Source organism: Bowmanella yangjiangensis (genome assembly GCF_017255015.1).
GTDB lineage: Bacteria > Pseudomonadota > Gammaproteobacteria > Enterobacterales > Alteromonadaceae > Bowmanella > Bowmanella yangjiangensis.
This window is the reverse complement of the sequence record NZ_JAFKCS010000296.1, coordinates 458-995: the sequence shown is the minus strand read 5'-3', so window position 1 is coordinate 995 and position 538 is coordinate 458. Positions and strand designations below refer to the sequence as shown.

The following is a 538-nucleotide window of genomic DNA, read 5'->3' as shown; positions in this document are numbered from 1 at the left end:
ACCGGGCAACTGCCGGCCTATCACGGCCTGACGGTCGCGGTGGACTGGCAGGCGGGCCTGGTGCCACGGCCCACGGCCATGCAACGTGCCGCCCAGTTGCTGCGTGACAATCTGGGCCTGGCCCTCGGTGCGGCGTTGCTGGTCGGGCTCGCGCTGTTCTACCTGATCGCCTGGTGTCGCGTCGGGCGAGATCCGCGCAAGGGCGTGATCATTCCCCTGTTCGAGGCGCCGCAGAACATGACGGCGGTGCAGGTGGGCTACCTCTGGCACCGTGGCCTGCGTGGCGATTTCTCGGCGGCGCACGCCTTCGGCGTATGGCTTACCGACATGGCCATCGGCAAGCACCTGCTGATCAAGGACCGGCCGCGCAGTGGCTTCATCCTGAGCCGCAGCACCGAGGCACATGGTGAGCTGACGGCGCTCGACGCCGATGTGCTCGAGCGCCTGCTGCCTGCCGATAAGGCGGATGCCTCGCTGCAGGTCGGCAGCAAGTACGAGCCGCGCATGGCCGACGCCCTCGGTGGCCTCGGTGAACACC

At 68.6% G+C, this 538-nt stretch carries 1 protein-coding gene; it reads left to right on the top strand.

Annotated features, from left to right (window positions below; translation table 11 throughout):
* Nucleotides 1-538, top strand: a 538-nt coding sequence (locus J0A65_RS24100) for a DUF2207 domain-containing protein (RefSeq protein WP_206596797.1), incomplete at both ends; no start/stop codon positions are given.